This is a genomic window from Sulfurospirillum diekertiae, from assembly GCF_011769985.2.
Taxonomy (GTDB): Bacteria; Campylobacterota; Campylobacteria; order Campylobacterales; family Sulfurospirillaceae; genus Sulfurospirillum; species Sulfurospirillum diekertiae.
The window spans coordinates 1284740-1309721 of the sequence record NZ_CP039734.2; the positions used below are offsets into that span (position 1 = coordinate 1284740).

The following is a 24982-nucleotide window of genomic DNA, read 5'->3' on the forward strand; positions in this document are numbered from 1 at the left end:
AAAACCCCTTTTTAAATAATTATATCTCTAGATAACGATGATATTACAGTAACTTTATTCTACTATATAACCAATTTTCTTCAACATTTCTTTATCTTGACTCCAACCCTGCTTCACGACAACAACAAGTTTCAGAAAGACACGTTTTTGTGACAAGGATTCAATGAGCAAACGAGCGCTAGAACCGATTCTTTTGATCGTTTGACCTTCTTTACCAATCACAATACCTTTTTGACTTTTTTTATCAACAATAATAGTAGCATAAATATTATCGATTGTCTCTTTTTCGTCTACCTTATCAATGATTACATCCGCAAAATAGGGGATTTCATCACTCGTATTTTCAAAAATAGCCTCTCGAATCAACTCTTTATAAATATCACGTGAACGCTCTGTTGTAAGAATTTCAGGGTCATAAAGATAAGGATGTTCTGGCATGTATTTAGAGATTGCTTCTAAAAGATAGGATTGTGAGATTCCTTTTTTAACTGAAACAGGAATGAGTGCTACAAATTTATCTTGATAGGCTTGATATTCTGTAATCTTATCAAAAAGTGCTGTTTGAGAAACACTGTCTGTTTTTGTAAGGAGAACCATGTGTGGAATATTGTTTTTATTGAGGGATAAAAAATCTACATAGTGCTGAAGCGCATCGCTTGCTGGAGCTAAAAAGAGAATAAGATCACAATCACCCATCGCTTTCATTGCTTCTTCAAGCATAAATTGGTTTAACAAACGTTCTTGTTCATGAATACCTGGCGTGTCAATAAAAATAATTTGTGTATTTTCGTGCATTGCAATGATGTTTAAACGTTTTCGTGTTGCATTGGCTTTGTGTGAAACCATCGCCAGTTTTTCACCTACAAGCCAGTTTAATAGGGAACTTTTCCCCGCATTAGGTCTGCCAATAACGGCAACATACCCTGTTTTTGTTTTTTCGCTCATTTCTCTTCTTTGGTTATAAAATATAGCGACTACTATCTTCGCTTTCTACGATGGCATCAAGTTTTGCATGGACGAGTTCTTTGGTTACATGTAATGTCTCACCTTCGTGCTCATCGGCTGTATAACTGATATCTTCTAATACTTTTTCTATAATGGTATGCAATCTTCTTGCTCCAATATCTTCTGTTTTTTCATTGGTAATTTGTGCAATTTTTGCAATGGAAGCAATAGCATCATCATCAAAAACAAGTTCAACACCTTCAGTTTTTAAAAGGGCTTGGTATTGGCGCAAAAGCGAGTTTTTGGGTTGTGTTAAAATTTGGTAGAGAACTTCTTCTGTCAATGAACTGAGCTCAACGCGCAGTGGAAAACGTCCTTGAAGCTCAGGAATAAGATCACTGGGTTTACTCAAATGAAAAGCACCTGCTGAAATAAAGAGAATATGGTCGGTTTTAATGCTACCGTATTTGGTATTGACATCACTGCCTTCAACAATAGGCAAAAGATCGCGTTGAACACCCTCTTTGCTTGGATCGCTTCGGTGAGATTGTGAAGAGCTTACCGCGATTTTATCAATCTCATCAATAAAAATAATACCACCATTTTGAGCACGCTCTCTGGCTTCACTTTTGACAGCTTCCATGTCCAGAAGTTTTTCGCTTGCTTCAATTTTAAGTGCCTCTTTGGCATCTTTGACTTTCATCTCTTTTTTAATATTACCCTGACCCGCACCCAAGATTTTAATAAAAGACTCTTGCACTTTAATCATTTCAGGTGGTAAGGATGAATCCCCTAAATCATTATTGTTTTGAGAAATCTCCACTTCAATTTTCAGATCATCGAGTTCGCCATCACGAAGTCTTTGTCGCATCTTTTCATAACTTTTTTCATAGTCAGCTTTTTTCTCTTCACTTACGCCTTTTGGAAGTGGTGGAAGCAGTTTTTCAATGATAGCTTTTTCTACATGTAAAGCAATATCATCTTGATTTTTCTCTTTGTGCTCTGCTTTGACAAGGTTAATGGACGCCATCATAAGATCACGTACCATTGACTCAACATCACGTCCCACAAAACCTACTTCGGTGTATTTGCTGGCTTCTACTTTGACAAAAGGAAGCGAGAGCATTTTTGCCATACGACGTGCTATTTCTGTTTTTCCTACACCTGTTGAGCCAATCATTAAAATATTTTTTGGCATCACTTCTTCTGCCATTTCACCTTCAAGCTTCAATCTCCGATATCGATTTCGAAGGGCAATAGCAATAGATTTTTTTGCATTAAATTGTCCGATGATATACTCATCTAAGTAAGCAACGGTTTGTTTGGGTGTTAAATTCATGCTTCTTTACTCTCTAAAACATATGTTTTGATGTTGTCGTTAGTATAAATACAAAGCTCACTGGCAATTTTCAAACTTTCTTTTACGATTGTTTCTTCATCAAGATTGGTATGGCGATCCAATGCACGTGCAGCTGATATGGCGTAGTTTCCACCACTGCCAATCGCTGCAATTTTGCCATCTTCTGGTTCAACCACATCTCCATTACCACTTAAAATAAAAATATGCTCACAATCTAAAACAATCATCATCGCTTCTAAACGACGCAACATTTTATCTTTACGCCACTCTTTTGAAAACTCAATCACTGATTTGTACAAATCACCTTTTTTTTGTTCCAAAATACCTTCGAACATATCAAAAAGGTTAAACGCATCCGCTGTGCTTCCTGCAAATCCTGCTAGGATTTTGCCACTAAAGAGTTTACGAATTTTTGTGGCATTGTTTTTAAGCACGGTATTGCCAAAAGTGACCTGCCCATCACCGCCAATAACTGCTTTCTTATCACCGCGACACGCAAGGATAGTAGTTGCTTCAAACATAGAATTTATTCTCCAAGAATAATAAGTGTTAAGGTAGCGTGAATACCGTGCCCTAACTTAATACTCACACTAAAATTGCCCGTTGTTTTGATCGCTTGCTCAAGTTCAACAGTTTTTTTATCAATTTCAATTTTATACTGCTCTTTAAGTTCGTGTGCAATTTCATCTTTGGTAACGGCGCCAAAAAGACTTCCGTTTGCACCCAATTTACGTTTAACCGTAAGTTTAAGTTCACCAAGTTTTTTTTCAATGGATTTAAGATTTGCAATTTCTTCAGCTTCTGCTGCTGCTTTTTTACGTTGATCTGATTCATATTTTCGCATGACTTCGTTGGTCGCTAAAAGCGCAAACCCTTTACCAATGAGGAAGTTTTGACCATAACCGTCTTTTACCTCTTTGATTTCGCCTTTTTTACCTAAATCTTTGACATCTTTAATCAATAATACTTTCATTTTTTTCCTTTTATCATGATCGAATATTTTTGGGAAATGGGGCATTTTTCAGTTTTTCACCGTGAAAGGCATCAATGCCGCCACTGAGATGGGCAATATTTGAAAAGCCCATTCTTCGTAAAATAAATATCATTTGTGCTGTGCGCCCACCGGTATGGCAGTAAAAAATCAAAAGCTTACTCGCAAGTTTTTTAAGTTCATCCATGTGTTGATGAATGGTTGAAGTCGGTAATAGCATGTCTGTACCTTTGATACAAGACAGTGAGAACTCATACATCTCTCGAATATCGACCAGCACAAAATCAAGTTTTTTTTGTGCTCTTAAATTCAGCATTACATGTAACTCTTCACCACTGACTTCACAGCTTCTCGTTACTGTTTTAACTAAATTCATCATGGCTTCTTCACTCCATTCATCATTGTTTGGCTTATCCACTTTGGTTTAAGCTTTGCCTTGATTTCTTCTGTTTTTACCACTAATGATAAAGCGTAGCGCGTTCAGCTTAATAAAGCCTGCAGCGTCTTTTTGGTTATACACTTCATCCTCTTCAAAGGTGCAGAATGCTTCGCTGAAGAGATTATTGGTTTTAGAATCTCTACCGATGACTGAAACATTCCCTTTGTAGAGTTTAAGTTTAACCGTGCCATTGACGGTCTCTTGCGATTTATCAATCGCTGCTTGCATCATCTCTCGCTCTGGTGAAAACCAAAATCCGTTGTAAATGGTTTTGGCATACGTTGGCATAATTTCGTCTTTAAAGTGAGCCGCTTCACGATCCAGTGTAATGCTTTCAATGGCACGGTGTGCACGAAGCATAATTGTACCACCCGGTGTTTCGTAACACCCTCTACTTTTCATACCGACAAAACGGTTTTCAACGATGTCAATACGACCAATGCCGTGTTTGCAACCCAGTTCATTCAGTTTTGCCAGCATCGTTGCGGGACTGAGTTTAACACCATTGAGTGCGACTGGATCACCTTTTTCATAGGTAATTTCAATGACTTCAGACTGGTCAGGTGCTTTTTCAGGGCTTACTGTCCAGCGCCACATATCTTCTTCTGGCTCTGCCGCTGGATTTTCCAAGACAAGTCCCTCATAAGAAATATGAAGAAGGTTTGCATCCATAGAGTAGGGTGATTTACCTGGTTTTTTCTCAATCACGATACCGTTTTTCTCTGCATAGGCAAGGAGTTTTTCACGAGAGTTCAAATCCCATTCTCTCCACGGTGCAATGATGACAAGGTCTGAATTCATACTCAAATATCCCATCTCAAAACGGACTTGATCATTTCCTTTACCCGTAGCACCATGACTGACACCGTCAGCTCCCACCATCGCAGCAATCTCTGCTTGACGTTTAGCAATTAAAGGTCTAGCAATAGAGGTGCCTAAAAGGTATTCGCCCTCGTAAATGGCATTCGCTCTAAACATAGGGAATACATAATCTTTTACAAACTCTTCTTTTAAATCTTCAATAAAAATATTTTCTGGTTTAATGCCCAAAGAGATAGCTTTCTTACGCGCTGGCTCTAACTCTTCGCCTTGACCGATGTCGGCTGTAAAAGTGACAACTTCACATTTATACTCATCTTGGAGCCATTTTAAAATAATACTGGTATCGAGCCCACCTGAATAGGCTAAAACTACTTTTTTGACACTTTTTTTCATAATACGAATCCTCACAGAATTTATAGAATTGCGTGATGGTAGCGCAACTTTGTAAAAACTTTGCTTATGCTTTAGGGGAGACTTTACATGTAAAGATAAAAAAGCAAGTTTAAATATTCTTTTGATAGAATGGGGATTAAATCCTAAGGATGGGGTATGCGAGTCGATAAATTTTTAAACAGTGTCAATATTACGAAACGTCGCGCAATATCGGAAGATATGTGCAAAAATGGCGTTGTCTGCATCAACAGTGTGGTTGTTAAGCCTGCAAAAGATGTCAAAGTCGGTGATATTATTACGATTAATTATCTTGAAAAAACAGTCAAATACGAGGTTTTGCAAATTCCTGAAGCCAAAACCATTCCAAAAACGAAACAAAACGAATACGTAAGGGAAGTGTGATGAATTACCAAGAGGCCTATCAACAGTTTAATGCGCTTTTTGAAAATGAGCTGAGCCCAGAAGCAGCAGCACAATTTTTAGTTGAGCTTTACGAGCGAGGTGAGAGTTTTGAGGAGATCGCCGCAGCTGCAAATGTTATGCGCGAGCACAGTGTTAAACTGGACATCCCGGAGCATTTGAAAAGAGAACTTATTGATATTGTTGGAACGGGTGGCGATAAAAGTGGCACGTTTAACATCTCCACAACAACGTCCATTGTTTTAGCCACTCTTGGTTGTAAAGTTGCCAAACACGGCAGCGGTTCTGCCACTTCACTCTCTGGCAGTGCCGATGTACTTAAAGCCTTAGGACTCAACCTTAGTTTAACACCCGAAAAACAGATTAAAATGCTCGAAGGATGTGGTTTTGTCTTTATGTTTGCGATGAATCACCATCCATGCATGAAGCATATTATGCCCATTCGTAGAAGTCTCTCACATCGAACCATTTTCAATATGTTAGGACCCCTTGCCAATCCTGCAAGTGCTCAAAAACAGATGGTGGGAGTGTTCCATGTGGATTACATTGATCGTTTTAGTCAAGCATTAAGGGAGCTAGGCACAACAAAGAGCATGGTGGTAAGTTCTCTGGATGGTTTGGATGAAGTGAGTATTACGGCACCAACACGTTACACGATGATTGAAAACAAAATCATTACAGAAGGTGAAATCAATCCAGAAGCGTTTGGTTTTACCTTTGCTCCACTTGAGGCAATTAAAGGTGGTGATAGCATTCAAAATGCTGAAATTACGCGTGCGATTTTACGAGGCGATGAAAAGGGTGCAAAACTCGATGTTGTCCTTTTAAATGGGGCATGCGCTTTAATGATCGATGGAAAAGCAAGAGATATGCAAGAAGGAATTGAGCTCATGCGAGATGCCATTGAAAGCAAAAAAGCATGGGATAAACTGGGCGAAATTATTAAGCTCTCTTATCTTATATGAGTCAATGTTATGAAAAAGTGTGCGATTTAGCGCACTTAACTGCTTTTGCCGACGAGATAAAAAGTAAACTTGGAGATTCAGGCGTACTCTTATTACGAGGGAATCTCGCTAGCGGAAAGACCGCTTTTGTTAAAGCGTTTGCTAAAATATTAGGTATAGAAGAAGCGATCTCATCGCCAACCTTTTCGATTTTACATGAGTATGATGAAAAACTATTTCACTACGATATTTACCAATGCGGAAGCAATGGTTTTTTACAAAGTGGATTGATCGAAAAATTAGATGCTGAAGGTTACCATCTCATTGAATGGGGTGATGCTGAATTTGAAAAATTACTACACCATTTTGGTGTTGACTATAGTACAATAGATATTGAGACAATGGATTTAAAACGCAATTATAAGGTTCACATTAATGCATACGCTTAAAGTTCAAGAATTACAAAAAGTGATTAAAAAAACGGAAATTATTAAAGGAGTTTCCCTTGATGTTCAAAGTGGTGAAGTTGTAGGTCTTTTAGGACCCAATGGTGCAGGTAAAACAACAATGTTTTATATGATTTGTGGTCTTATCCCTCCAAGCTCTGGCGTTGTTTTTTTAGATAATCAAGATGTCACTCAAATACCTTTACATGTAAGAGCAAAACTGGGTATTGGTTACCTTCCTCAAGAATCAAGTATTTTTAAAGATTTGAGTGTGGAAGAGAACATTATGCTTGCTGCTGAAATTGTTTATCCCAATAAAGAAAATGCAATGAAGCGCGTGGAAGAGCTTTTAAATTTGCTCAATATTGAACCGATTCGTAAACGAAATGGCGTCAGTCTGAGCGGTGGTGAAAGACGCCGTTGTGAAATTGCACGTTCCTTGGTCTTAAAACCCAAATTTCTTCTTCTTGATGAACCTTTTGCGGGTGTCGATCCTATCGCTGTATCAGACATTCAAGGTATTGTACAAGAGCTTGCAAAATTGGATATTGGTGTTTTGATTACGGACCATAATGTACGCGAGACCCTCGCCATTTGTGATAGGGCATATGTACTTAAAGATGGAGCTCTTTTGGCGAGCGGTAGCAGTGAAGAAGTTGCTCAAAACAAACTGGTGAAGACCTATTATCTTGGTGAAGATTTCAGGTTTTAACCCACAAGGAGATTGGTTTTGAAACTTAGGGTTTCTAGCACACAAACAACCAAACAAAAGTTCTCCTCAACTCTTAGAGGTTGGCTTCCTATACTTCAAGCCAATTTAGATAGTTTGGTGGAAACACTGGAACCCTTTGTGCAAGAAAATCCTTTCATCAGTGTTAAATCAGGTTCAGAAACACCCGATAAACGTTTTGAAAAGAAAAGCTTTTTCTCCGAAGTTGCAAAAACATCGGTTTCTGATACCATTGAAGCACTGACTTTAGATAAAAAATCGCTCTATCAAGTCCTTAATGAGCAGGTAAATCCACCCCTTTTCCCTACTGAAAAATCACAACGAATTGCGTATGAAATTATTGAAAATATTAATTCAGAAGGATATTTTGAAGCTCAAGCATTGAGTGAGATTGCAAAAAAGTTGGATGTTAAAATCGAAGACGTGGAAAAGATAAGACAACGCTTTGCTTACCTTGAGCCTTTGGGCATTGGGGCACTTGATTTAAAAGAGACCTTTTTATTTCAACTCCAAGACCTTTCTTTAGAGAATGAACTCTATGACATGGTTGAAATGCTGATTATCAACTTTGATACTATCGAATCGTTCGGCAAAGAACCCCTGTTTCATGATGCCCTCGCTATTATTAAGCGGTTTCACAATCCACCCGCAATCGATTTTATGGAAGATGAGAAAGAGGTTATCCCTGATATTTTTATCTATAATCTTGAAGGTGCGATTGAAGTGAGACTCAATGATGCTTATTATCCTGAAGTGATACTTGATACGGAAGGGCTGGATGTTGATCATAGTTTTGTTTCTCAAAAAATTAAAGATGCTAAAGATCTTATTGATGCTCTTGAGATGCGTAAAGCAACGCTTTATAAAATCGGATTGATGATCGTAGAATATCAGTATGATTTTTTCTTTGGCAAAGCGATAAAACCGATGAAACTTAAAGACTTAGCCGATGATCTAGGGCGAAATCCTTCGACTATTTCACGTGCCATTGCGGGAAAATACCTTTCCTGTAGCCGTGGTGTGATTCCTTTAAAACAGTTTTTCGCAACGGCATTGGAAGAAGATATTTCCAATAGCGCTATTAAAGAATATATGATTGAACTTGTTAAAAATGAGAGTAAAATAAAACCTCTGAGTGATATTAAACTTTTAGAACTGATAGAAGGAAAATTTAACATCAAAATGGTGCGAAGAACCATTACCAAATACCGACAACAGTTTAATATCGCAAGCTCATCCGAGCGTAAAAAACTCTACACTCTTCAATTTTAAGCACTTTTTGCATCGGCATGTCTGAAGTGCATTTTAAGCATTTCATAGGCATTTTGAACCTCTTGAAACTTCGCAACATACTTTACATGTAAATCGCCATCGTAAAGCCCACAACTATCCGGATGATATTTTTTAACCAGTGTAAGATAATTGCTACGAATCATATCAAAGGAGTCTTCCATCTTACATCCAAGAACACCAAAATACTCTTCAAGTAAAGAGAAGAGGGCATTATGTCGGCTTCGTTTAGCACGTTTGGATACAAAACTCTTTTTATAGGCTAAAAAATCGTCCATAGAATAAGAAAACTCTACAAAACACCCAAAAAGCTCCTTTTGTGCCAAGAGTTTCTCTAAAAGACATACCGTAATCTCTGAGTTTGGATAGAGCGTAATGGTGCCATTCTTGGGGCGAATTCTGACTAAATGGTCTTTAAAATAGCTTTTCAGGTAGGACGCAAAAAGCGTGTTATGTGAACCCATATAAAAGACAACTGCATAATTGTCTTCAATGCAGAGTTGAATGTTCATTTTTTGAAGGACTTGATTGGATTTTAGAAGCGAAATCTTGATACTTTTATCGATTGTATTTTCGATGATACGTGCTTGTTCCACATTACCCGTTTTTCGTAGATAAATTTTACTGATCAATTTTAAAAAGTAACGGCGTTGCACTAACTCATCTTGCTCTTTAAAAATAATCATCTTATCTTTGCGTCCAATCTTCTTTTGAAAGTTTTTATCGGCAATATTTTGTAAAAAATAAAAGGTTTTTGAATCTTCTTCTATCGTAAGAGCTAGCATATCATGAGAGAGAGAAAGGTGCATCTATCCATCCTTTTGTATCAAGTTATTTACCTTGAAGCAAAAAGAATTCCAAGTTTTAAAACGTTATATCCAAATGGCATCTTCATCTAAATTTGGATTGCCTTGAAGCGTCTGATAAGGGGCATAGGATGCTTTATATTTAAGGCTTTGACACTCTTTGACGTAATAACCAAGATAGATCCATTCAAGATCATACTCTTTTGCCAAAATAATCTGCTCGTAGATGGAAAGTCGGCCTAAAGAGAGTTTTTCAAAATCGGGATCGTAGTAAAAATAGATTGAAGAGATACCATCATCTAAGAAGTCAATGAGATCAACACCAATAAGCTTTTCACCCTGAAAATAAAGCACCTCTTTGCCAAAATTATGTGCGCCACTTACATAGAGTTCGTGGTAACTTTGTGGCTTCAGGTTGTAGTATTGCCAGCCTCGTTTTTGTTCCATATGCCGATGATATTTGTCATAAAGTTCAAGATGTTCCGTGCTAATTGTTGGTGCTTGAATGACATAACGAATACCTTCTGCTTTTTTGAAAACACGCTTAGCCGAACGTGAAAAATTGTAATTTTTAACATCAATACGAAGGCTTAAACATAATTTACACTTTTGACATTGTGGTCTTGAGTAGTAGTTTCCAAAACGTCTCCAACCGCGTTCAATCAGTTCTTGATTGAGCTCCATTGTTGCATTTTCAATGTACTTATATTCCATACGTGTTTTACAGTCATCAAGGTATGAACATTTCGTTTCTAATGTTGAAAATTCAATAATGCGTGAAAATGATCTCATTGATTAGTCTAGTTTTCTAACTCCAGAGTTTTGCATAAACTTTTCAAATTGGTCATGAAGTTTTTTTTCTTTTTCTTGCTTTTGTTCTATAATAAGTTTTTCTTGAACATTTTTTTCTTCTTGACTTATTTTCTCTTTGAGTAATTTAAGATCATCAAATAAAATTCCTTGCATTGCATATGCCTTTACATGTAAAAATAAACAAGGTTAGATTATAGCAAAATTTCGTGTGAAGAAGTTGCAATACATCTTAACAATGTTTAATTGATTGACAAGCGAAGCACAGAGATCGCTAGTTATTACATTGAGACGTATCGTTGATGTCTTTAGTGAAGAAAAGCGCAAATTGCTTATTGAACATTCAAGTGGGCAACTTCATAACCTGATTCAGTTTGTTTTTTACAGCGGACTGAGAGCAGGGGAGATAATAGGCCTTAAGTGGGACAATATAGACTTTGACAAAAACAAGATTGATGTCTATATGAGAGTCCGAAAAGGTACTGTTGATCTGCCAAAAGGCGATAAAATCCGTTTGATTGATCTGTTACCGCAAGCGAAGCAAGCGCTTCTTGTACAAAGACAGCTAACAGGTCTTTCGACCTTTGTGTTTCATTCAAGAGAAGGTAAACCCTATTTTAGTGAAACAAGTATTACGCAATCTATTCAAGAGTTGTGTAAAAAGCTAGGGATTGAAAGTGGTGGTGGATTACAAAAGATGAGGCGAACGCATAACACAATGCTTAAGCAATGTGGTTTACCTCTTGATTGGATTCCTCATCAAATGGGTCATGAAACGGATGAAGTTAATCGAAATCATTATACGGGAACTATTACGGTAGATGTAAGTAAAATTATTGCGTAACTGACATTTACTGACACTCGTACTGACACCGTGTATATTGTAGGTTGGGAATATCGTATTTTAGGGATTTAGGGTGGTACTGAGGCCGGACTAAAATATATGCTTCAACTACAGTAATATCAGTCTTTAATTATTTTAATGTGGACAAGTACTGTCAAAAGTACTGTTATTTTAAAGTGTTTCAACTATCAGCTTATGCGTGATCTAGTTTTTAGGATGGGAACATAATTGTTATATTATTTTAATAGTAAAATACAAAAATCACTTCATTCAGTTAAAACAATATAATCTGCGATTCGTTTTATAACCCCAAATTAAATACTTTTTCTGAACCAATACTCATTTAACTATAAAATATTTTAATTAATAAAAAAAATTGAAGTATTTAAAACTTATCTACAATTTCCCTACAACTTAAATGTATATTTACCATGAAAATATATAAATTTAGATTAATAATGATGAAAAATAGTTAGAAGGAGGATTATATAAGTTCGGTTAGTTATTGTTTTGTTGACTTACTGTTTGTAGTTTGCTCTCTTTAATTTTAGTGTTTTACTATTGATTAAGAGTATTGGTGACGTCTTTTTGTTTTGCTGTATGTTACCAATTGTTAAAAAACGAACAAGTAACTTTTTTTATGGATCTGTGGTAGTTACAATTATCATAGGTCTTCATGTTAGCGTTAATAAATAGACATCTTGCAAAACTCATTTGTATTCCACAGCAAAACCACGGTCAAAGTTGATTAATCCACATATCAAATTAAAGCGTAGATTGAATCGTTTTCTTCTGTTTCTGTATTTTTGGGTGAGTATCTGAAATGTTTTGATTTTAGCATTCACATGTTCAACACATATTCTAGCACTTGCTTTTTGTCTGTTTTCCTCTTTTTGCTCCTCACTCAAAGGATGAAGTTTGGAGGCTTTATGGGGAATTTGACAATGGCTATGTTCTTTGGCAATACCCAGATATCCCAAATCAACATAAACACAGGTCTTGGGCATCAAGGGGAGATTAGATTCTTGAAACAGTCTAAAATCATGTGTCGTACCTTTAGCGGTATGCACACACATAATCCTCTCCTCTTTATCAATCACAATCTGTCCTTTAAGGGTATGACGCTTTTGCTTACCTGAGTAGTACTCTCTTTGCTTTTTTTGGGTCTTTGACAAGGCGTTTCTGTCGCATCAATGACAACAAAAGAGAGGGCAACATCACTTTTATAGAGTTCTCTCTTGCTTGGCAATGAAAATCTACCAGACTTAATCAACACTTCTTCTACTTCACATACAATCCTTGAAGCCGTTGATTCACTCACACCATAATCAAATCCAATATGTTCAAGGGTGCGATACTCACGATAATAGCCAAGCATCAAAAGTACTTTATTTTCTGGTGAAAGAGATCTCCTCCCTCCTACACCTAATCCTTTTTTACGATTCTCATCGTATTGCCTAAACACCTCTATCATTGCGTTAAATGTCTCTTCATTAACGCCAATATGGCGCTTAAAATCTTTGGGTTTATGCTTTTGCATTTGTTCATATTTTTTCATGCCTCTTGCCAAGCATTTTTAGTGCCTTTTATTTGAGTTTTGCAAGATGTCTAATATTTATTAGCAAATAAATACAAAAATCAAGGTGCTAGCCCTATTACTTTCAGATATATATCAAAGTAAAGGTTAATTTAAGATTCAAATGAGATTTTAATTAGAATATGTTTTTATACTAGTTGAAACAAAACTATTTTTAGGAGGAGTTTATATGAAATTAGCAAAGTTAAGTTTGGCGACATTGATCGCTATGAGTTCAGTTGTGTATGGCGCGGATACACTGGAAGATGCATTTAAAAATGGTAAGGTTAACGGGGAAATTAGAGCATTTTATTTTGGTCGTGATTATGATGCTGCTGCACATGGTGGTCCTGGAGCAACAGATTCTTCGTTAATGGCTTTTGGTCTAAGACTAAGCTATGAGGACGGCTGAATTAAAAGGATTTAGAGTAGGATTAGGTTTTCAAGGACAAAGTACTCCATGGGCTGATACTGATACGAAGCTGGACCATATGTTACCATGGGATTTAGGTGCATCAGGTGCTATTTTATCTGAAGCATACCTTTCTTACACTATGAATAAAACAGTCGTTAAAGTTGGTCGTCAGTACTTTGATAAGCCACTTATGAGCAGCGATAATCATGACGTAATAAAACAAGCAATTGAAGGTGTTACAATTGTTAGCAATGACATTCCTGATACAACACTTTATGCAGCGTATGCATGGAGAATGTCTTGGATGAAGGATAATGGGGTTAATAATGATTTTGCAAATTTTGGCAAGTTTGGCCTTTTGTATAATGTTATTCCTGGTGCTGAAGGTGGCGACTATGCTTATGTGGTGGGTGCGATCAATAAATCACTTCCAGATACAACATTGACATTGGCTTATGGTGAGGAAGATAAATCTCATTCTCTTTTTTTAGCACAAGCTGATTATATGCCAAAGATTAATGATAGCGTAACGTTAGTCACAGGTCTTCAGTTCTGGAATACAGAATTAGATGAAAGAAGTGTGGCTTGGGCAGATTCAACGGTTTACTCAGCCAAACTTGGTCTTAATGTTGGACCTGTTGGGGCTTATGTAGCGTATGCTAAGATTAATGATGGACGTGGCGCTTGGGGCGTTGGTATGACAGATGATCGCCCAAGACTGTATACTTCAACACTTACAGATGCTGGACAATTTGAAGCGTCAACTCAGTATGCTGTTGATGTACATGCATTTGTTCCTCAAATCGCAACCGTTCTTGGCGTGCGTTATGTCAATATTGATTTAGATGAAAAAGGTGCAGCATCATCACAGGTTGGTATTGGAAAGATTGATCAAACAGGTTTCTATGCTATACACAACTTCAGCGGTTCACTCAAAGGTCTCTACTGTATGGGCTTTTATGAAATTGCAAATAATAGTAATGATGCATATAGCAGAGATGAAATCCGTTTTAGAGTTGGTTACGAATTTTAATAGCAATATATTTTTTCTAACGAAACAAGTATAGATCTCCTTGTAATAAAATGGGTTTTGCATGTAAGTATGCAACGCCCATTTTTTATTTACATGTAAAGCTTTAAATGTATGGCTTTACATGTAACTAAAAATACATGCTCAAGGATTACAGATATGAAATTGCAACAGAAGATTACACTTTCTATTGTGTTAGGATTGGTCACTGGATTTGTTGTTTTTTTAGTCATTAACCATTCGATGATGAAAGAAACGACAAGTTCAGAAATTTATGAAAAGCTTAAAGATAAGTCATTTGGGTTGACTCAAAACATACAAAATTGGTTTGAATCAAAGCAACAAATCGCAAGTGCGTTAGCAGATGTTGCGCAAAAGATTGAAGATAGATCCCCTGAAAATTTACGAAGCTATTTGAATCTTGTCAATAAATCTGCGAAGATAGATGCTTCTATGGTTTACTATAAAGGTATGCCACTTCGTCATACCGATCCTAACTGGGCACCTTCTCCTGAGCAAGAAGAAGCCAATATGCCATATCAAATGATGCTCTCCAAAAAATTTAAAGAACAAGCGATCAGTCCTATTATTAAAAGTCCTATCGATAAAGTGACTGATTTGTTGGTTATTGTCTCTCCTTTTAATGGTGACAGTGAAGTGACCTTGGTTGTTGAGATTAAAGATATTAATGAAAAAGTACGTGAGAGTAAGTTTGAAGGTGGTTATGCTGCGTTGATAGGGGCTGATCACAAAATTATTGTTGATCCAAATGTAAAGATGCAAGGGAAGTCACTTTCTGAAAATGCTCCTGAATTAAAGTGGCTGGAAGAGGAAATTTTTTCTAAAAAATCAGGTTTAGCTGACTATAAAATGGCGGGGAAAGAATGGATAGCAGTATTTGATACCGTTGAAGCTACCGGCTGGAAAGTTGTCGTGACCGTAGACAAAGAAATTGCTTTTTCTAATCTAAATGCGCAAACTCAAAAATTACTCTTTATTAGTTTTGGCTTTTTCTTGTTAGGTTTGATTGGAATTTATGCTCTTTTAAAATGGCAGTTTAAACCACTGCACGCATTGCAGACGATGGTGAAAGATTTGTCATCAGGAGAAGGGGATCTCACTCAGCGTTTGAAAGTGCAAAGCAAGGATGAGTTAGCGGATATTGCTACTTCAGTAAACCTTTTTATTGAAAAGATTCAAATTTTACTTACCAACTCAAAAGAAAGTAGCAGTGAAAATGCATCGATTGCGCATGAACTTTCTACCACCTCTTTATCGGTAGGGAAACGCTCAGAAGAAGAGAGTTTAATCGTTTCCGCTTCCGTTACAGAGGGGCGCAATGTTTTGCAAGAAGTACAAAACGCTGTGAGTATTATCAAACATAACAGTGAACAATTAGATTTGGCAAATGTAAATTTTAAAACTATTCAAAAAGAGATGGATACAGTCAATTCAATACTACAAGTGGGTTCGAAAAAAGAAATAGAATTAGCAAAAAAACTTCAAGTTACTTCTGAGAATACAGAAGAAATAAAATATGTCCTAACCGTTATCGCTGATATTGCGGATCAAACCAACTTGCTTGCACTTAATGCCGCCATTGAAGCTGCACGAGCTGGAGAGCACGGACGAGGTTTTGCTGTGGTCGCTGATGAAGTTAGAAAATTAGCAGAACGCACTCAAAAAAGTTTGAGTGAAATTAATACCACCATTAATGTTGTTGTTCAATCAATTGCTGATGCAAGTGGAGAGATGGATTTTAACTCTAAAGAGATATTTAAACTTGCAGAGTTATCCTCAGAGCTCAAAACTATTGTAGGTGATAATGCAAAAATACTTGAATCTACAATTGCGAACAATCGTCAAAGTGTTCAAGACTTTGTACACGTCAATGAATCAGTCGATACTATGATTAAAAAAATACAAGAAGTAGATACTATTGCAAGTGCTAATGCTAGAAGTATTGAAGAGGTAGCAAGTGCTAGTGATCACCTCTCTTCGATGACTAATAAACTCGATAATGAACTTAAAAAGTTTAAAGTTTAAGCATGTCAGATATGTCTTCATTTTTGTGTCAAGACTGTATTGTTGATTTTAAGCAAGATGTGATGAATATGCTAATTCACACCATAGAACTAAAAGATATCTATACATCAGGCCATTCAGAGCAAGTGGCTCGTTATTGTTGTTCAATTGGTAATGCTCTTAACTTAGGGTTAAAGGATACAATTCTTTTATACCAATCTGCTTTTATGCATGACATAGGAAAAATTCTTATTGATCCTAAAATTTTGCAAAAAAATGATTATTTGACGAAAGAAGAATATGAGAGTGTTAAAAAACATTCTACTTTTGGAGCTCAAATGCTTCAAAATATCAATTTATTTCAAGAGCATGCTCAAATCGTTAAACATCATCATGAAAGATGGGATGGAACAGGCTATCCAGATGGTCTTACAAATAAAAAGATACCATTTTTTTCCAGAATCATTGCGATAGTTGATGCTTTTGATGCTATGACATCTATGCGAAATTATAAAAATAAATGCACATTTGATGAAGCTCTTAATGAGTTGGATCGTTGCAGTGGAACGCAGTTTGATCCGGAACTTGTTTCAATTTCCGTGAAAGTCCTCAGTGCATTTATTAACAACAACGCATTCAATAAAAAAATATGTTAAAGTTTAATAATGACATATAATAAAGTTTGATGAATAAAGGAAGACTATGTTAGATGAAATAAGAACAATTACCATCAAAGAATTAAAAGAAGAGATCAAAGAAAATCTAGAATATGCTCATCCCGAAAAAAATGAAAGTGTAGCTGCTGCCAATGCCTTTGGTGTACACTATGGATTTAAACCCTATGTAAATGATATTTTTTTTGCAACAGAAGATGAAGCGGTTGCCTATACGTTTAACACAGAAACAATCTATCAAAACATTAAAGAGCTTAATGATAGTGCAAAAGTTATTGAAAGTTATGATGATACAGAAGATACCTTGTGCTATGCTATTTTTAATGATATTGATAAAATTGCTCTTAAACAAGTCTTTTTTAGCCCCAAATCACAAAATGAAATTACAATCAAATTTCTCTTTGAAGAAGAGCAACTTTGTGTCTCTGATGAGAGTTCTCTAATGTTTACATGTAAACTAATGGATAGCGGTGAGACTGTATGGAACGAGGAAGAAAGTATTGAATTAATGTTCGAAAAAGAAGGGATTTTATACCCTGAGAATATTCGTAAGTTAGTAGAGGGCTTGTGGCTTTCTTGGAGAAACTATGAAAGAACTCTTGAAGAACTTGAAAAAGATCTAAATGCTTTAGTAGCATGGATTAATGCAATGACAAAAACAAAGCCCAATTTTATAGAATAAGTTGAAAGTTTTTATAATTCATGAGAAAGGAAAGCTAAATGAAGTTGGAAAAAAAGATTATCCTTTCTATTATGGGAGGTATGCTCTTAGGATTTACGGCATTTCTTAGTATCAACTATTCTATGATGTATGAAACAACCAGTACAGAAATCTATGATAAACTTAAAGGTAAATCTGCTGATTTAACACGAGATATTGAAGAATGGTTGGGAGATAAGCAGCGAACAGCTCTTGCTTTGGCTCGGCGTGCACAGAATCTTCAAGATAGATCACCTGCTAATGTACGAAACTATCTCTACCTCGTCAATCAATCTGCCAATATTGATGCTTCTATGGTTTACTACAAAGGTCAAACCCTCATTCATACAGAACCTGACTGGGCACTTACTCCACAAGAGGAAGAAGCCAATATGCCTTATCAAACGATGTTGGCTAATGGTTTTAATCCTACAATCAGTAAAGTTTTTAAAAGCCCTATTAATAAAATTGATAATATGGTTGCGGCGATTGCTCCTTTTAATGGAGATAGTGTGGCAACGTTGGTTGTTGAGATTAAAGATGTGGAAGAAAAAGTTTCTTCGAGTAACTTGGATGGAGGTTTTGCAGCACTTATCGATGTAGACCGAAGACTTCTTGTTGATCCAAATCCTAATTTTATCGGTAAGAAAATTTCTGAATTTAATCCAGAACTTGGCTGGATGGAAGAAAAAATATTTGCACTAAAGTCAGGATATATTGAATACCTTGTAAAGGGGAAAGTTTATTTGGCTTTTTTTGATACGATTGAATCTACAGGATGGAAAGTGGTACTCACGTTAAAAAAAGAAACTGCTTTTGCAAATTTGACGGTGCAAACAAAGAAGTTGATCTTGATTAGTGTAATCTTTTTTATTCTAGGTGCTATATTTATTGTTATCATTAATATTTTACATGAATATTGGAGACGCGAAATTGAGCTGAAACGAGATGAATATGAGTTTATTTTAGCACATCGTTCTCGCATCAGTGAGATAGGTGAACTCATCTCTGGGATTAATCATCAATTGCATCAACCTTTGAATTCTTTAAGTCTTTTATCCTCTTCAATGCTTTCCAAATCAAAAAATAAAACACTGACTTCTGAAGTTTTAGAAGAGAACCTTATCATGTCTCAAAAAGCTATTGCGCTTATGTCTACGACTATTGGGATGTTTCGAAACTTTTATAGGTTTGATGGAAATGCCACTACTTTTTGCTTAAAACAGTGTATAGACGGGGTTTTACAAGTTCTTTATATTGATTTTTCTCGTCACAATATCAGTGTTGAGATTGACTGTGATAGATGTGACATGTTAAACATTACTTCTGTAGATAACTTCATTCAACAAGTATTACTGGTTCTGCTTCAAAATGCAAAAGAAGCATTACTGATGACGAATGACAGAATAGATAATAAAATACAAATCCATGTTTCTCTTGATGGTGAATTAGTCAACGTTGATATTGCAGATTGGGGAGAGGGAATTAGTAAAGCGATTGAAGAAAAACTTTTTGACAATATTAAAAGTTCTAAAAAAACTTTAGGCAGTGGTATTGGGCTTTATTTTGCAAGAAAATTAGCCAGAGAAAAACTCAAAGGTGATCTTGTATTGGTGCAATCTTCAATGCCAACAATATTTAGATTTTCTTTTAAAAATTATTTATCTCCAAAGGAGCAAAACGATGCATCTGCAAACGCTTAATTTACTTAATGATATCTGTGTACTTATAGTCGAAGATGATGAGATTGCAAGAACGACGATTAAACAAGATATTAAGCCCTATTGCAAAGCTTGCTATGAAGCGGCAGATGGACTAAGTGGATTGCAAAGTTTTAAAGAACATCATATTGATGTTATTATCACGGATATTCATATGCCTGGTATTAATGGACTGGATATGATTAAAGAGATATTAAAACTCAAATCCGAACAATTGTTTATCGTTATGACTTCTTATGATAATGATAAAAACTTGATTGAGAGTATGAAAGAGGGAGCGTGTAGTTTTTTGCGTAAGCCTTTAGATATAGAAGAGTTACAAACAGCTCTTATAATGAGTTTAGGAAGAATCAAATATACGACAAAAATTCTTAGTGAAAGTGTTTATATTGATTACCAAAAAGAGATTATATATATAGATAATCAACCTGTTTTTCTCTCACATACAAGCAATAAAATATTTTGGTTATTGTCTTACAATATAGGTCGTTTGGTTTCTTATAATATGATAGAAGATTACATTTACGATGGCGAATCTGTTAATAAAAATATCTTACACAATGCTATCCTGAGAATTAAAAAACAACTTCACTCTATTGATATTGAAAACATCCCAAGTGAAGGATATATTTTAAAAGTTAAAACATTGTAATTAGTTTTAGCGAGTCAAATTAACTATCAAAAAATTTATTTCTGAAGCAAATGATTAAATGTACAGGACAGAATAGTGTTTTTGTTTGTGTACAAGGATATTTTATAAAGTAAAACTACTTCATTACATGGTTTACATGTAAGCATTTTCTATCTTCAACACCTCCTTTAATTTTAAGTTTTTTTTAATTTTCAGATGAGTTCTCTGATAGTGTATTGCTTTATACTTAAACTTAGAAATTAAAAAGAAAGGTTGTAACGTGAAAAGAGTTTTTCCAATACTTGGCATCTTTCTTTTTTCCATTGTGTTACTGTGTATCTCTGTACAGGCTGTTGACAATGCTATGTCACCTACTACTACAGCCAAAGAGGCTACACCTGTGATAGAAGTAAGCAAGGAATTAAGAGACCAATACCCAATCAAATCGCACCATGCGAAGTTATCCATAGATTGTATTCACTGTCATGATGACCAAGGACGTGTTCCTGCTAAATTTGAATACATTGGGGATAAAGGGTGTCTTAGCTGTCATGGAAGTAAAGAAAAAATGGCCAAACGAACAGGATTTATGGATATGTTCCATACCAATCCTCATAATTCCTATCATGATGGCCCAACATTATCATGTGATGAGTGTCATAAAGAACATGAACCTTCACAAAATAGATGTATGGAGTGTCACGAAAAAGAGGTTCCTAATTGGATGAAGAAGGTAATGCCATGATAAAAAATATTTTTACGTCTATTAAAAAGAAAATTCCACTTCTTTTAGTTGTAGGAATTGTTGTAGGCTTTATCGTTTCTTATACATCCTATGAAGCAATATCAAGAACAGGAACGCCTCAGTTTTGTGTTGTTTGTCATGAAATGGCGCCGATGAGAGCATCATATGATAACGATGTTCATGGTGGCAACGGTAAAACAGGCATAAGAGTCAATTGTGTTGATTGCCATCTTCCTCATAATAATCTTGTCAATTATGTTTTTACAAAAGCAAAAAATGGAATGTCTGAAGTAGGTACTCATTTTTTTGGAAATCCAGATGCTATAGACTGGCAACAAAAGAGAGAAGAGCGAGCTAAATTTGTTTATGATGATGGATGTATTAAGTGTCATAGCAATTATGCAACAAATGAAAAAATAAGTCCAAAAGCTCGACAAATGCATGAGCATTATAATGGACTTCTTGGTACAAATAAAGAATTGGGTTGTGCAAGTTGTCATGCAGAGATAGGACATAACGGACTTAATAATATGTTAAATATTTATAAGCCAGAACACGCTCTTTATGAAAAAGGCTCTGCAAAAGAAAAAATTAAAATAAATGAAAAATTATACGGAAAAGGAAGTTCTAATTAACAAAGTATCCCCTAAAACAAAAATAAAAAACAGAACAGAATAAGGTGCTCGCAAGAGTCAATACATACGAAAAATCAAAAAAGGAAAAAAGATGACAAATCAATCAAGACGAAATTTTTTTAAGACCAGTGCAATTGGTACAGGAGTTGTGGCATTAGGTGCAACAGGAATTGGTTCAAGTTTGAGTGCTGCAGAAAAAGGTCCAGATTTAGATAAAGCAGCTGCGCAACCTTTTATCACTGAAAGAGGAATTGCTCCTTCAAAAAATCCTGCATATCCAAATACTTTACCAAAAGTTGATGCAAGCCAAGTTAAAGAGACTGTTGAAGCTGATATTATCGTCATTGGAGCTGGTTTTGCAGGTATGTGTGCAGCTATTTCTGCTGTAGAAGTTGGTGCAAAAGTAATTGTGTTGGAAAAATATAAAAGACCAGGTGCCCGTGGTGGCCATATTACTGCATTTGGTTCAGATTTTCAAGATAAACACGGAATCACTAAAGATATTCATCCAAGACAAATCGCGAAAGAACTTGAACGATGGGGACAAGGACGTGTTGATGAAGACTTACTAAGACTCTTTATTGAAAAAAGTGGCGCATGTATGGATTGGCTCGATAACACATTGAAAACAAAAGGCTTTCAAAATGGTCAATGGTTTGAAGGTTGTAAAGATCCATTCTATTATGAACACCCAGTAACACATATGTTTAGAGATAAAAATGGCGTACCTGGTAACGCACCTGTGGTTGATGCTCTTGTTGAAATTGCAAAAGAGAAAGGCGTAGATGTAGTTTTTGAAGCGAGAGCACTTAAACTTGTTAAAGATGGTAATAAAGTTACAGCAGTTATTGCTAAAACCAAAAAAGGTTATGTTCAATATGCAGCTAAAAAAGCTGTTATTATAGCATCAGGCGATTATGCTTCAAATCATGATATGGTTTCTTACTACTCTCAAACATCATCACTTGCAGATGCTCAAATTTATTTTCCAAGTAAATCCAATACCGGTGATGGTCATATGATTGCTATGGATATTGGTGGTGCTATGCAAAGAGATGCAAACCATGCTGCAGTTATTCACTTAGAAGCAGGTGCAAAAAGTTATAACTTTTTACATGTAAACGCATATGGTAAACGTTTTAAAAATGAAGATATCAATACACAATCAATGAGTTGTGGTAAATTGTATCAAAAAGATGGCATTGCTTGGTCTGTTTATGATGCAAACGGTCTTAGCTATGCAGAAGAGATGATGAAGAAAAAAATTGGTGGTGGTTTATTCTTTGGCCAACAAGATAAAATTGTAGGCGTTAAAGAATGGAGCATGGACGATGAAAAACATATGCTTGAAAAACATATTTCTGAGGGAAAAGTTGTTGTTGCTAACACTCTCGAAGAACTTGCAGATAAAATGGGTGTTCCAAGAGCAGAATTTGTTAAAACTGTTAAAAGATACAATGAAATTGTCAAGGTTAAGAATGATACAGATTTTGGTAAAAGATCTGAATGTCTTTATCCTGTTGAAAAGGCACCTTTTTATGCTGGTAAGCTTTTGGCAACATTACTTACAATGTGTGGCGGTCTTAGTACGGATGATAGAATGCTTGTTCTTGATAAAGATGATAAAGCATTTGATAACCTCTATGTTGCTGGTGCTGCACAAGGTAACTTCTTTGCAGGCGATTACCCAACAATCTGTCCAGGTATTGGTCATGGACGTTGTATGACATTCGGACGCCTTACTGGTCTAGTTGCTGCAGGTAAGAGTGTTAATGATGTTAAAACAAAAATGACACTATAAGTTACATTTTTGAGATAGGTCTGCTTGTAATAAGCAGACCTTGTATGTACCCTTGCGAGGTTATATACAAGGTCTTTTATCTTATATCTCTACATAGCAATAGATAAAACGTTATTAAAGGATATGGAATGAACATTAAAATCTCAAATATTGCTAATCTTCCATCCAAATTTGGAAATTTAAAAATCCAATCTTTTCAAGAAGGTATTAAAGAGCATTTAGTGATTTTCAAAGAACCTCTTGGGCAGATTCCATTGGTTAGAATTCATAGTGAATGTTTAACAGGGGATGCACTTGGCTCTTTAAAATGCGATTGTGGTGAACAGCTTGAGTTTGCATTGCAGAATATCTCATCACTTGGTGGAATGATCATTTACTTACGTCAAGAAGGACGCAATATTGGTTTGTTTAATAAAGTAAATGCCTATGCGCTACAAGATCAAGGGTTCGATACTATTGAAGCAAATCATCAGTTGGGTTTTAAAAGTGATGAACGTAGTTATGAAGTGGTAGAAACTATTTTAGAGCATTTTAAAATTGATAAAATTCGTTTGCTTACGAATAACCCTAAAAAAATGAGTTGTTTAAAAAACATTATGATTATTGAAAGATGGCCAATTATTATACCTTCAAATAATCATAACGTTGATTATTTGAAAACTAAAAAAGAAATGATGGGTCATTTACTTTAAAGGAAAAACATGAATGCAATATTAAGCGATCAAAAAACATTCCAGGCTATTATCCGCGTTAATCAAGCGATTGAGGATATTAGACAAGGCAAGATGGTTGTTATGGTAGATGATGAAGATAGAGAAAATGAAGGTGATTTAGTTTATGCTGCTTCTTTTTCTACACCACAAAAAGTTAATTTTATGGCAAGTCATGCAAAAGGGCTTATCTGTGTTGCTATTTCAAAAAAGATAGCAAATAGATTGCAATTAGAGCCTATGGTCAAAAAAAATGATTCATCATATGAAACCGCTTTTACAATTACAGTCGATGCAAGAACAGCAGCAACGGGTATATCTGCAGGTGAGCGTGATATGACCATAAAAATTTTAGCAGATGGTGGATCGCATGAATCAGAACTCGTTCGTCCCGGCCATATTTTTCCATTGATTGCTAAAGAGGGTGGTGCATTAGTAAGAATAGGTCATACTGAGGGTTCTGTAGATTTATGTCGTTTAGCAGGACAGGGTGACTCTGCCGTTATTTGTGAAATCATGAAAGAAGATGGAACAATGGCTAGACGTCCTGATCTGGATATCTTTTGTGCGAAGCATGAATTAAATATTGTCTATATTTCTGATATTGTAGAGTATCGCATGATGAATGAATCACTTATTCGTGTTATTGCCGAATCAACAACGCAATTTTTAGGCAAAGATGCCAGACGTTATGACTTTGTGGATCATAATGATAACCATCATATAGCCTATGCGTTTGGAAATATTAAAAATAGATCAGCAGTAAAATTTCATAGTATTATGCCTGATAATGAACTTTTAGCTGATACAAAAAAATATAATAGCTTAATTCAAGCCATACACTATCTGCAAAAAAGTGGTGGAGTATTGATTTTTATGGATAATGGAACACAAGATATGTCTAAAATTCGTGAATACGGTATAGGTGCGCAAATAATTAAACATCTAGGTATAGAAAATATAGAACTTTTAAGTGATAGTAAGAATAAAGAGTTTGTTGGCATTAGTGGGTTTGGCCTTAGCGTCATTAAAAGTACGAATGTTAATGAAACTGTTGCTTAAAATAACAAGTATTTATT

The 24982-nt window shown here is 35.6% G+C and carries 29 protein-coding genes; 18 read left to right on the forward strand and 11 right to left on the reverse strand.

Translation table 11 applies throughout. The features are described 5' to 3' along the window. Positions 1-54: 54 nt before the first annotated feature. The 6 genes from era to FA584_RS06595 are packed head-to-tail and all read right to left on the reverse strand — an operon-like array spanning position 55 to position 4950. The gene (era, locus tag FA584_RS06570) at positions 55-945 is read right to left on the reverse strand and encodes a GTPase Era (protein WP_167750588.1); all 891 of its coding nucleotides are present in this window, start codon (positions 943-945) and stop codon (positions 55-57) included. Positions 946-958: 13 nt separating this feature from the next. Then, positions 959-2284 carry an ATP-dependent protease ATPase subunit HslU gene (hslU, locus tag FA584_RS06575; protein ID WP_167750589.1) on the reverse strand — a complete coding sequence of 442 codons (1326 nt, stop codon included), beginning with the start codon at positions 2282-2284 and terminating at the stop codon, positions 959-961. Continuing rightward, entirely contained in the window at positions 2281-2826 is a 546-nt protein-coding gene (gene hslV / locus FA584_RS06580) for an ATP-dependent protease subunit HslV (protein ID WP_167750590.1), read from the reverse strand. Before hslV ends, hslU begins: the two co-directional genes overlap by 4 nt. Positions 2827-2831: 5 nt before the next feature. Further along, positions 2832-3278: a 50S ribosomal protein L9 gene (gene rplI / locus FA584_RS06585; protein WP_167750591.1), complete on the reverse strand. Its 447-nt coding sequence runs from the start codon at positions 3276-3278 to the stop codon at positions 2832-2834. Between the two features lie 13 nt (positions 3279-3291). Beyond that, on the reverse strand, positions 3292-3714 hold the full coding sequence (locus tag FA584_RS06590) for a rhodanese-like domain-containing protein (protein WP_167750592.1): 423 nt from the start codon (positions 3712-3714) through the stop codon (positions 3292-3294). 6 nt (positions 3715-3720) lie between these two features. Then, positions 3721-4950, reverse strand: coding sequence for an argininosuccinate synthase (locus tag FA584_RS06595; RefSeq protein WP_096046641.1), 1230 nt, complete (start codon positions 4948-4950; stop codon positions 3721-3723). 156 nt (positions 4951-5106) lie between these two features. Between FA584_RS06595 and FA584_RS06600 the strand changes: the two genes are divergently transcribed. The 5 genes from FA584_RS06600 to FA584_RS06620 are packed head-to-tail and all read left to right on the forward strand — an operon-like array spanning position 5107 to position 8762. Then, on the forward strand, positions 5107-5352 hold the full coding sequence (locus FA584_RS06600; RefSeq protein WP_167750593.1) for an RNA-binding S4 domain-containing protein: 246 nt from the start codon (positions 5107-5109) through the stop codon (positions 5350-5352). Beyond that, positions 5352-6335, forward strand: coding sequence for an anthranilate phosphoribosyltransferase (gene trpD, locus FA584_RS06605; protein ID WP_167750594.1), 984 nt, complete (start codon positions 5352-5354; stop codon positions 6333-6335). The genes FA584_RS06600 and trpD overlap by 1 nt, the downstream gene beginning before the upstream one ends. Further along, a complete protein-coding gene (gene tsaE, locus FA584_RS06610; RefSeq protein WP_167750595.1) occupies positions 6332-6763 on the forward strand; it encodes a tRNA (adenosine(37)-N6)-threonylcarbamoyltransferase complex ATPase subunit type 1 TsaE in 432 nt (143 codons plus the stop codon). The genes trpD and tsaE overlap by 4 nt, the downstream gene beginning before the upstream one ends. Further along, positions 6750-7472 carry an LPS export ABC transporter ATP-binding protein gene (gene lptB / locus FA584_RS06615; RefSeq protein ID WP_096046645.1) on the forward strand — a complete coding sequence of 241 codons (723 nt, stop codon included), beginning with the start codon at positions 6750-6752 and terminating at the stop codon, positions 7470-7472. Before tsaE ends, lptB begins: the two co-directional genes overlap by 14 nt. Positions 7473-7490: 18 nt before the next feature. Next, complete coding sequence (locus FA584_RS06620; protein WP_167750596.1) at positions 7491-8762, forward strand: RNA polymerase factor sigma-54; 1272 nt, start codon at positions 7491-7493, stop codon at positions 8760-8762. Here the strand turns inward: FA584_RS06620 and FA584_RS06625 are convergent. From FA584_RS06625 to FA584_RS06635, 3 genes are all read right to left on the reverse strand, one after another. Continuing rightward, positions 8759-9589: an adenylosuccinate lyase gene (locus FA584_RS06625; RefSeq protein WP_096046647.1), complete on the reverse strand. Its 831-nt coding sequence runs from the start codon at positions 9587-9589 to the stop codon at positions 8759-8761. The genes FA584_RS06620 and FA584_RS06625 overlap by 4 nt on opposite strands. A 63-nt stretch (positions 9590-9652) precedes the next feature. Beyond that, positions 9653-10378, reverse strand: a complete 726-nt coding sequence (locus FA584_RS06630; RefSeq protein WP_096046648.1) for an arginyltransferase — start codon at positions 10376-10378, stop codon at positions 9653-9655. Positions 10379-10381: 3 nt separating this feature from the next. Beyond that, positions 10382-10552, reverse strand: a complete 171-nt coding sequence (locus FA584_RS06635) for a hypothetical protein (RefSeq protein WP_167750597.1) — start codon at positions 10550-10552, stop codon at positions 10382-10384. A 130-nt stretch (positions 10553-10682) separates the two neighbouring features. Between FA584_RS06635 and FA584_RS06640 the strand changes: the two genes are divergently transcribed. Beyond that, entirely contained in the window at positions 10683-11240 is a 558-nt protein-coding gene (locus FA584_RS06640) for a tyrosine-type recombinase/integrase (protein WP_167750598.1), read from the forward strand. A 710-nt stretch (positions 11241-11950) separates the two neighbouring features. Here FA584_RS06640 and FA584_RS06645 read toward each other — a convergent pair. Further along, entirely contained in the window at positions 11951-12415 is a 465-nt protein-coding gene (locus FA584_RS06645; protein WP_084613060.1) for a transposase family protein, read from the reverse strand. After that, complete coding sequence (locus FA584_RS06650) at positions 12337-12798, reverse strand: transposase family protein (protein ID WP_025343414.1); 462 nt, start codon at positions 12796-12798, stop codon at positions 12337-12339. Before FA584_RS06650 ends, FA584_RS06645 begins: the two co-directional genes overlap by 79 nt. Before the next feature lie 208 nt (positions 12799-13006). Between FA584_RS06650 and FA584_RS06655 the strand changes: the two genes are divergently transcribed. The 12 genes from FA584_RS06655 to FA584_RS06710 all read left to right on the forward strand — a co-directional run bounded on the left by FA584_RS06655 (position 13007) and on the right by FA584_RS06710 (position 24965). After that, positions 13007-13228, forward strand: coding sequence for a hypothetical protein (locus FA584_RS06655; RefSeq protein ID WP_025344651.1), 222 nt, complete (start codon positions 13007-13009; stop codon positions 13226-13228). 193 nt (positions 13229-13421) lie between these two features. After that, positions 13422-14264, forward strand: a complete 843-nt coding sequence (locus FA584_RS06660) for an OprD family outer membrane porin (RefSeq protein WP_238098878.1) — start codon at positions 13422-13424, stop codon at positions 14262-14264. A 156-nt stretch (positions 14265-14420) separates the two neighbouring features. Continuing rightward, positions 14421-16307 carry a methyl-accepting chemotaxis protein gene (locus FA584_RS06665; protein ID WP_025344653.1) on the forward strand — a complete coding sequence of 629 codons (1887 nt, stop codon included), beginning with the start codon at positions 14421-14423 and terminating at the stop codon, positions 16305-16307. A gap of 2 nt (positions 16308-16309) precedes the next feature. Next, positions 16310-16942, forward strand: a complete 633-nt coding sequence (locus FA584_RS06670; RefSeq protein ID WP_025344654.1) for an HD-GYP domain-containing protein — start codon at positions 16310-16312, stop codon at positions 16940-16942. Between the two features lie 46 nt (positions 16943-16988). Further along, positions 16989-17642: a hypothetical protein gene (locus FA584_RS06675; protein ID WP_025344655.1), complete on the forward strand. Its 654-nt coding sequence runs from the start codon at positions 16989-16991 to the stop codon at positions 17640-17642. A 44-nt stretch (positions 17643-17686) separates the two neighbouring features. Continuing rightward, on the forward strand, positions 17687-19363 hold the full coding sequence (locus FA584_RS06680; RefSeq protein WP_191342093.1) for a cache domain-containing protein: 1677 nt from the start codon (positions 17687-17689) through the stop codon (positions 19361-19363). After that, complete coding sequence (locus FA584_RS06685) at positions 19344-20033, forward strand: response regulator transcription factor (RefSeq protein ID WP_025344657.1); 690 nt, start codon at positions 19344-19346, stop codon at positions 20031-20033. The genes FA584_RS06680 and FA584_RS06685 overlap by 20 nt, the downstream gene beginning before the upstream one ends. Positions 20034-20292: 259 nt before the next feature. Next, on the forward strand, positions 20293-20757 hold the full coding sequence (locus FA584_RS06690; RefSeq protein ID WP_025344658.1) for a cytochrome c3 family protein: 465 nt from the start codon (positions 20293-20295) through the stop codon (positions 20755-20757). Continuing rightward, complete coding sequence (locus tag FA584_RS06695) at positions 20733-21392, forward strand: cytochrome c3 family protein (protein ID WP_223809794.1); 660 nt, start codon at positions 20733-20735, stop codon at positions 21390-21392. The genes FA584_RS06690 and FA584_RS06695 overlap by 25 nt, the downstream gene beginning before the upstream one ends. A 91-nt stretch (positions 21393-21483) precedes the next feature. Further along, positions 21484-23193, forward strand: a complete 1710-nt coding sequence (locus tag FA584_RS06700; RefSeq protein WP_025344660.1) for an FAD-dependent oxidoreductase — start codon at positions 21484-21486, stop codon at positions 23191-23193. Positions 23194-23321: 128 nt separating this feature from the next. Beyond that, positions 23322-23885 carry a GTP cyclohydrolase II gene (ribA, locus tag FA584_RS06705; protein ID WP_025344661.1) on the forward strand — a complete coding sequence of 188 codons (564 nt, stop codon included), beginning with the start codon at positions 23322-23324 and terminating at the stop codon, positions 23883-23885. Positions 23886-23894: 9 nt separating this feature from the next. Beyond that, a complete protein-coding gene (locus FA584_RS06710; protein WP_025344662.1) occupies positions 23895-24965 on the forward strand; it encodes a bifunctional 3,4-dihydroxy-2-butanone 4-phosphate synthase/GTP cyclohydrolase II in 1071 nt (356 codons plus the stop codon). The last annotated feature ends 17 nt before the right edge of the window (positions 24966-24982 follow it).